1 protein-coding gene is annotated in these 9,047 nt (G+C 68.5%); it reads right to left on the minus strand.

The features are described from left to right. Nucleotides 1-49: 49 nt before the first annotated feature. The gene (locus ACN469_RS09375; protein ID WP_498766303.1) at nucleotides 50-9,040 is read right to left on the minus strand and encodes a non-ribosomal peptide synthetase; all 8,991 of its coding nucleotides are present in this window, start codon (nucleotides 9,038-9,040) and stop codon (nucleotides 50-52) included. Nucleotides 9,041-9,047: the final 7 nt, after the last annotated feature.

Below are 9,047 nucleotides of genomic sequence, written 5' to 3' on the forward strand. Positions count from 1 at the left end.
ACTCCGGAGGCGGACCTGCTGACGATAGCGGGCGCGCGGCGCGCGTGCATCACGCCGCGTCTCGCTTCAGCGCGGCGAGGAGGCGAGCGAACAGGTCGGCCAGGGGCGTGACGTGGGGAGCGCGCAGCATCGTGTAGTGGTCTCCCGGCGTCTCGTACACCGTCGGCGAGGAGGCGAGCCACGCACTCCAGCCGAGGTCCTCCGTCACGATGAGACCCGGCGGAGGCGTCGCGGCCTTGATGAGCACGGTGGGCCCTTCGTACCGCGCGCCCGTGGGGACGTAGTTGCGCTGGGCCTCGCTCAGTCGCTGATACAGGGCGAAGAGGCGCTCAGCCGCGTCGACGTCCAGGTCGATGGCGTGCGTGGAGGCGCGGCGAGTCAGCTCCAGCAGGTAGCCGAGTCGCTCCCGGCCCTCGAGGCGGGCCAGTCGCTCCGGGTCCACCGGGAGCTCTCGCCACGGCAGTCCGAGCACCTGTCCGAAGGCCGCGAGCTGCGAGAGCGCATCCGGAGTCGGTCGCGGCTCCGGCTTGGGGGCATGGCTGTCGAGCAGGGCCAGCAGCTCCACGTGCTCGCCCGAGGCCTGGAGTCGACGCGCCATCTCGTAGGCGACGATGCCGCCGAACGACCAGCCCGCGAGCAGGTAGGGCCCATGGGGTTGCACGGCGCGAAGCTGGGAGAGGTAGTCGCGCGCGAGAATCTCGACGGACGCGGGAGGCAGCTCGCCGCCATCGATGCCGCTCGCGGAGAGGCCCTGAATGGGCCGGCTCGGGGCGAGCTGACGCACCAGCTCCGTGTAGCCCAGCGCGCTGCCGCCGCCGCCGTGGACGAGGAACAGCGGGCGCTCGGTGGAGGTGCCCGAGTCGAGGCGAACGAGGTTCGGCGTGGCGCGCGTGCCGTCCTGCTGCTGCTCCAGGAACGGAGCCAGACGCTCGATGCTGGAGCCCTGGAAGAGCGCGGTGACGGGAAGCGAGACACCGGTGCGTTCGCGAATCCGAGCCATCAGCTTGATGGCCAGGAGCGAGTGTCCACCGAGTTCGAAGAAGTCGTCCGTGACGCCAACCTGGGGCACGCGCAGGACCTGCGCCCAGATGGAGGCGAGCAGCTCCTCGGTGGGAGTGCGAGGCGCGACGTGGGCGGCCGAAGGAGCGGAGAGGACGGCCTCGGGAGGAGGCAGTGCCTTGCGGTCAACCTTGTCGTTGGAGGTGAGCGGGAGCGCGTCCAGGCGGAGCAGGAACGACGGCACCATGTACTCGGGGAGTCGAGCCTTGAGGAACGCGCGCAGGGAGACGGCGTCCAGGTCGTCACCAACGAAGTAGCCGACGAGGCGCTTGTCTCCGGGGACGTCTTCACGCGCGATGGCGACAGCTTCGCGGATGGACGGGTGCGCGAGCATCGCGGCTTCGATTTCAGGCAGCTCGATGCGGAAGCCGCGCACCTTCACCTGTGCGTCGGCGCGACCGATGAAGGCGAGCGTTCCGTCATGGCTCCAGCGGACGAGGTCTCCGGAGCGGTAGAGGCGTGCACCGGGAACGGAGGAGAAGGGGTCCGGGACGAAGCGCTCGGCGGTGAGCCCGGGCTGGCCGACATAGCCGCGAGCGAGGCCGTCACCACCGATGAAGAGCTCCCCGACGATGCCGATGGGGACGGGCTGGAGCGAGGCGTCGAGGACGAGCAGGCGGGTGCCGTTGGTAGCTCTGCCGATGGGGAGGGAGGCCCCGATGTCGTCAGCGCGGGAGACGGAGAAGGTGGTGGCGACGACGGTGGTTTCGGTGGGGCCGTAGCAGTTGGTGACCGGGATGCCCCAGTCCTGCACCGCGCGGCGGACATGGAGCGGCGAGACGACGTCGCCACCGGTAAGGAGGCGCTGAAGGGAAGGGGGCGCGGGGAGGCGGCTCTCGACGAGCTGGGAGAACAGGCCGCTGGTGACCCAGAGGGAAGTGACGGCGTGACGGGCCGCTGTCTGGAGGAGCTCTTCCAGTGAGGGGGTCTCGGGAGGAAGAACGACGAGGCGAGCCCCATGGAGCAGGGCGCCCCAGATCTCGAAGGTGGAGGCGTCGAAGGAGATGGGGGCGAGGAGGAGGTGGGTCTGCTCGGGCCCGAAGGGGATGTGGTCGATGCCGATGAGCGTGTGGATGACACCGCTGTGGGTGCAGCCGACGCCCTTGGGCTTGCCGGTGGAGCCGGAGGTGAAGTCGATATAGGCGAGCGACGCGGGGAGCGCGGAAGGAGGAAGGGCCTGGGTGGAGCTGGTGGCCAGGGAGACCTCGTCCAAGAGGACACACGTCAGTCCGTCGGCGGGCAGCTTGTCGAGGAAGGCGCGGGTGGAGACGAGGACCTGGGGCTGAGCGTCCACGAGCATGGAGGCGAGGCGCTCGCGCGGGTACTTGGTGTCGAGGGGGACGTAGGCGGCGCCGGCCTTGAGGATGGCGACGAGGGAGATGATGAGCTCGGCGGAGCGGTCGACGGCGATGGCGACGCGGGAGTCGGTGGTGACGCCGAGCGAGCGTAGGTGCCAGGCGAGCTGGTTGGAGCGCTCGTCGAGCTGACGATAGGTGAGGGAGGCGTCACCGAAGAGGACGGCGACGGAGTCGGGAGCGCGAGCGACGACGTCGGCGAAGACAGCGGGCATGGTGGAGTCGGGCGAGACGTGCGCGGGAGCCGAGGCCCAGTCCACGAGGACGCTTCGCCGCTCCTCGTTGGTCAGCATGGCGTGCGCGGAGAGCGGGGCCTCGGGCCGCGCCACGAGGGACTCGACGAGCAGCTCGAAGTGCCGCGCCATGCGCTCGATGGTGGAGCGCTCGAAGAGGTCGGAGTTGTAGCCGAGCCCTCCGAAGACACCTTCGGACGTCTCCGTCAGGTTCAACTGAAGCTCGAACTTGGCGGTGACAGCGACGCTGCCCAGGTCCACAGGACTGAGCGTCAGCTCCGTCTTCTGGACGGCGGACTCGGGCGTGTTCTGAAGCGCGAAGAGCGCCTGGAACAGCGGGCTGCGGCTCATGTCGCGCGCGGGCTGGAGTTCCTCGACGAGCCGCTCGAAGGGGATGTCCTGATGGGCATACGCACCCAGCGCGGACTCCTTCACCTGTCGCAGCAGTTGGAGGAAGGACGCACGTGAATCGACATGGGAGCGAAGCACGAGCGTGTTGATGAAGAAGCCGATGAGCCCTTCGACTTCCGAGCGGTGGCGGCCAGCGATGGGCGAGCCGACGGCGATGTCCTCCTGGCCCGAGTAGCGGGAGAGCAGGAGCTGCCATGCCGCGAGCAGCAGCATGAACGGCGTGGCGCCTTCACGCTGGCCGAGGGCTTTGAGCTGCGCCGCGACGGGCTTCGAGAGGAAGACCGGCAGCGTGGACCCTCGGACGGTCTGGAGCGGAGGCCGAGCCTTGTCGATGGGCAGCGCCAGCGGGAGAACGCCCGTGAGCTGCTTGCGCCAGTAGGCGAGCTGCTGCTCCAGCACCGCACCCTGGAGCCAGCCGCGCTGCCAGACCGCGTAGTCGGCGTATTGGATGGAGAGGGGCGCGAGAGGCGACGGCCTGCCGTGAGAGAAGGCGTCGTAGAGGGCGGCGACCTCCTGGATGAGGACGCCCATGGACCAACCGTCGGAGACGATGTGGTGCATGTTGAGCGCGAGCACATGCTCGGTGTCGCTCAACTCCAGGATTTGAGCGCGGATGAGCGGACCCGTGGAGAGGTCAAAGGGCCGCTGGTACTCCTCCTTCAGTCTGCGCTGGACTTCGTGTTGCGTGGCCTCCCCGTCAAGGCCTCGGAGCTCCACACGCACCAGCGGGAGGTCACCCTCGGGCGTGATGCGCTGGAACGGCTGACCATCCAGTTCGAAGAACGTCGTGCGGAGCGCCTCGTGGCGGCGGACGAGCTCATCGAAGCTGAGCTGGAGAGCGATGATGTCGAGCTGCCCGTCCAAGCGAACGAAGGAGGGCATGTTGTAGGTGGAGGAGCCGGGCTGGAGCTGGTCGATGAACCAGAGGCGCTGCTGGGCGAAGGAGAGGGGCAGCGGGCCGGAGCGAGGCACCGGGAGAATGGGAGGAGGCTGAGCGGTGGAGCCCTCTGTGGAGGCCGCGAGGATGCGAGCGGCGAGGGAGGCGACGGTGGGAGCCTCGAAGAGAGCGCGGAGGGGAAGCTCGACGCCGAAGGAAGAGCGGATGCGGGAGATGACCTGGGTGGCGAGGAGGGAGTGGCCACCGAGGGCGAAGAAGTTGTCGGTGACGCCGACGCGCTCCAGGCGGAGGACGGTAGCGAAGAGAGAAGCGAGCTTCTCTTCCTCGGGAGTGCGAGGAGCGACGAAGGAAGAGTCGCCACGCAGGGTGTCGGCGTCGGGGGCGGGAAGCAGCTTGCGAGCGAGCTTTCCGCTGGGAGTCAGGGGGAGTGCCGCCAGGGAGATGAAGGCGGAGGGCACCATGTACTCAGGCAGACGCTTGAGGAGGAAGGTGCGCAGGGCCTCGGAGTCGAGGGCGGTGTCGGGAGAGAGGACGACGTAGCCGATGAGGCGCTTGTCGCCGGGGACGTCCTCGCGGACGACGGCTGCGGCGTCGCGCATGCCGGGGGCGGTGCGGAGGACGGACTCGACTTCGCCCAACTCGACGCGGAAGCCACGCACCTTCACCTGGAAGTCGAGGCGGCCGAGGAACTCCAGGGTGCCGTCAGCCTTCCAGCGCGCGGAGTCGCCCGTGCGGTAGAGGCGAGAGCCGGGCACCCCCGAGAAGGGATTGGGGACGAAGGACTGCGCGGTGATGTCTGCGCGAGCGAGGTAGCCGTGAGCGAGGTGGGTGCCGCCGACGAAGACTTCACCCGCGACGCCGATGGGGACGGGCTGACCGAGCGGGTCGAGGACGAAGAGTTGGGTGTGGCCGACAGGCGAGCCGATGGAAGGCAGGCGAGGCCATGCGGAAGGTGCACCCTGGAGCCTGAAGGCGGAGACGACGTGGGCCTCGGAGGGGCCGTACTGGTTCTCGAGGACGCTGCCGGGGAGCCGCTCGAAGAAGGACGCCAACGTGGCGTTGACCTGGAGCTGCTCTCCGGCGGTGACGACTTCGCGAAGCGCGGAGGGAAGGGTGGCGCCGTGAGAGACGGAGTCCGCCATGGCCTGGAGTGCGACGAACGGAAGGAAGAGTCGCTCCACCTGCTGACGGTGCATGAAGTCGAGCAGCGCGGGGATGTCCTGGCGCAGGCCGCCAGTGGGCAGGACGACATGGGCGCCCACCCACCAGGAGGCGAAGAGCTCCTGGATGGAGACGTCGAAGTTGAGGGAGGCGAACTGGAGCGTCACCGCGCGAGGGTTGAGCGACTGACGAATCTGCCAGGCGAGCAGGAAGCTCAGGGCACGGTGGGGCATGACGATGCCCTTGGGGATGCCCGTGGAGCCGGAGGTGTAGATGACGTAGGCGATGTCCTCGGTGGAGACGAGGACGGAAGGAGCCTGCGTGGACTGGCGTGAAATGGCGTCGGACTCGGAGTCGACGAGGACGAAGCGTGCGCTGGTGTCGGAGGGAAGAACGGACGCGAGCTGGGAGTGGGTGAGGACGACAGGCGCACGGGTGTCCGCGAGCATGAAGGCGAGGCGCTCGGCGGGGTAGTTGGGGTCGAGAGCGACGTAGAAGGCGCCGGCCTTGAGGGTGGCGAGGACGGCGACGGCCATGTCGAGAGACTTGTCGAGGCAGATGCCGACAGCGCCGCCAGGAGCCACGCCACGCGAGGCGAGATGACGGGCGAGCTGATTGGCGCGGGCATCGAGGGCCGCGTAGGTGAGCGAGTGCGTGCCGTCGGAGATGGCGATGGCGTTGGGCGTGCGGAGCGCCTGGGCCTCGAAGGGCCCGTGCATCGTGGTGACGGTGTGCGACTCGCGTGAGGTGTCATTCCACTCGACGAGGAACTGGTGACGCTCCTGCTCGTCGAGCAGCGGCAGCCGCCACAGTGACTGGTTGGGGTCGCTGATGGCGGATTGCAGCAGCCGGGACAGGTGCGAGGCCAGGCGTCGGGCGGTGTCCGGGTCGAACAGGTCGGTGTTGAACTCGAGCAGGCCGCTGATGTCGTCGCCGTGGTCCGCGAGCAACAACGACAGGTCGAACTTGGCGCTGCCGTGGGTGACTCCCACGGGGCCCGGTGCGGGTGCCGGCTCCTCACGGCGCGCCTCGGTGCGAGGCTGACGCGGCGTGTTCTGCAAGGCGAGCATCACCTGGAAGAGCGGAGACCGACTCAGGTCTCGCTCGGGCTTCAGTTCATCGACGAGCTTCTCGAAGGGCACGTCCTGGTGCGCATAGGCACCGAGCGTCGTCTCCTTGAGTTGAGCCAGCAGCTCGCGGAACGTCATCCTCGCGGTCAGCCGCGCACGCAGCGCGAGCGTGTTGGCGAAGAAGCCGACGATGCCTTCCAGCTCCGTCTGCTGCCGGTTCGCGATGGGCGAGCCGACGACGATGTCGTCCTGACCTGAGTACCGCGCCAACAACGTGTGGAACGCGGCGAGCAACACCATGAAGGGCGTGACGCCCTCGCGCTTGCACAGCGCACGCAGTGCCTCTGACACCTCGGTGCTCAGGTGCACCGGGAGCGTCGCGCCGGCCTGGGTCTGCACGGGCGGTCGCGGTCGGTCGGTCGGCAGTTCGAGCGCATGGGGTGCACCGGAGAGATGCTTCCTCCACCAGGAGAGCTGCTGCTCCAGCGCCGCGTCGCGCAGCCAGCCGCGCTGCCACAGCGCATAGTCGGCGTACTGGAACTCCAGCGGCGCGAGCGGGGACGGGAGCCCCTGGGAGAACGCCTCATAGAGCGCACCCACTTCGCGCAACAAGATGCCGTTGGACCAACCATCCGAGACGATGTGGTGCACCGTGACGAGGAGCACATGGCTCCCCTCTGTCACGTGCAACAGGGCCGCGCGCAGCAAAGGTGAGCGCGTCAGGTCGAAGGGCGTCTTGGCCTCCGCGGAGGTCAGCCGCGCGATCTCCGTGTCCAGGGCCGTGCCCGTCAGGTGTCGGAGGTCGGTGACGGTAACGGACAGCTCGGCGCGCGGATGGATGACCTGAACCGCTGTGCCGTCCTCCTGGACATGGAACGAGGTGCGCAGCGCCTCATGACGCTGCACGAGTTCCTGAATCGCGCGCTCCAACGCGGAGGCATCCAAGGCACCATCGAGCTGCTTGCTCGAGTGGATGTTGTAGGAGGCGTTGTTGGGATCGAGCCTGTCGAGGAACCAAAGGCGCTGCTGAGCGAAGGACAACGGCTGCGGTCCGGTGCGAGGCACCGCCACGAGCGGAGGCCGCGTGTTGGCCGGCGTCTCTCCCCGAGCCGCTTCGACTCGCACCGCCAGCTCACCCACGGTCGGTGCCTCGATGAGCGCACGCAAGGGTAGCTCGACGTCGAAGGCTTTGCGGACGCGAGAGACGACCTGGGTGGCGAGCAGGGAGTGTCCACCGAGGGAGAAGAAGTCGTCGGTGACGCTGACGGAGTCGAGGTGGAGAACCTCGGCCCAGATGGCGGCGAGGCGTTCCTCGGTGGGATTGCGAGGCGCGACGAAGGAGTCGGTGGGGCCGGAGTCGGGAACCGGGAGTGCCTTCCTGTCGAGCTTGCCGTGGGTATTGATGGGCAAGGCGTCCAGGGCGACGAAGGTCGACGGCACCATGTACTCGGGGAGGTGGAGCAGCAGCTCCGCGCGCAAGGCCGAGGTGTCGACGGAAGCCGGAGTGACGTAGGCGACGAGGCGCTTGAGGCCCGGGACGTCCTCACGGACGAGGGCGGCGGCGTGGTGGACGGAGGGCAGGGCTTCGAGAGCGGCCTCGACTTCACCCAACTCAATACGGAAACCGCGCAGCTTCACCTGGAAGTCGATGCGGCCGAGGTACTCGAGGTGGCCATGGGCGAGCCAGCGGGCCTTGTCACCGGTGCGGTAGAGGCGAGCGCCAGGCGTGGCACTGAAGGGGTTGGGGACGAAGCGCTCGGCGGTGAGGTCCGGGCGGAGAAGGTAGCCGCGAGCCAGGCCGTCACCACCGATGAAGAGCTCGCCAGGGACGCCGATAGGGGCGGGCCGGAGAGAAGCGTCGAGGATGAAGGTGGAGACGTTGGAGAGCGGCCCACCCAGAGAAGGACGCTCGGAGGAGCGGATGGCGAGAGCGGTGGTGTCGACGGTGGCTTCAGTGGGGCCGTAGACGTTGAAGGCGCTCAGCGAGGGCGCGGACGCAAGAGTGGCCCAGAGGGAGTCGTCGATGGCCTCACCGCCGATGAGGACCCGGAGGGGACGGCCAGAGTCCGCGAGGCCTTCGTCGAGGAGGAGGCGGAGGTGAGAAGGGGCGCAGTCGAGGACGTCGAGCTGGTGCTTCTGAATCCAGGAGAGAAGCAGAGGGACGTCTTCGCGAGCGGCCTGGGGGACGAAGCAGAGGCAGTGGCCCAGGGAGAGGAAGACGAGCTGCTTGACGGAGGCGTCGAAGGAGAGGGGCGCGTTGAGGGAGATGCGCAGGGGCTGCTGGACGTCTGCGTAGACGGAAGAAGAGAGGGCTGAGAGGAGGTTCACCACGGAGGAGTGGTGGACCATGACGCCCTTGGGACGTCCGGTGGAGCCGGAGGTGTAGATGACGTAGGCGAGGTGAGACGGGAGGGTGACGCGAGGCGGGTTGGAGTCCTGGAGCGCGGCGAGAGAAGCGCGCAGCGCGGCGTCGTCGAGGCAGAGCGGCGTGGAGGAGGCCGAGTCGAGACGAGGCAGGAGGTGGGACTGGGTGAGGACGAAGGGGGCGCCGGAGTCCTGGAGCATGAAAGCCAGGCGCTCACGAGGGTAGGCGGAGTCGAGAGGGACGTAGGCGGCGCCGGCCTTGAGGATGGCGAGGAGGGCGACGAGGGAGTCGACGGAGCGCTCCAAGCAGAAGGCGACGCGGACTTCAGGCCCGACGCCGCGCGAGCGCAGCAGGTGGGCGAGCTGGTTGGCGCGCTGATTGAGCTGGAGGAAGGAGAGGGACGAGGAGTCGTCGAGGACGGCGAGGGCGTCGGGAGTGAGGGCGACCTGTGCCTCGAAGCGCTCGTGGAAGGCGCCCGTCCAGGGCAGCTCGCGG

Origin of the sequence: Corallococcus terminator, assembly GCF_049194865.1 — a bacterium.
GTDB classification, from domain to species: domain Bacteria; phylum Myxococcota; class Myxococcia; order Myxococcales; family Myxococcaceae; genus Myxococcus; species Myxococcus terminator_A.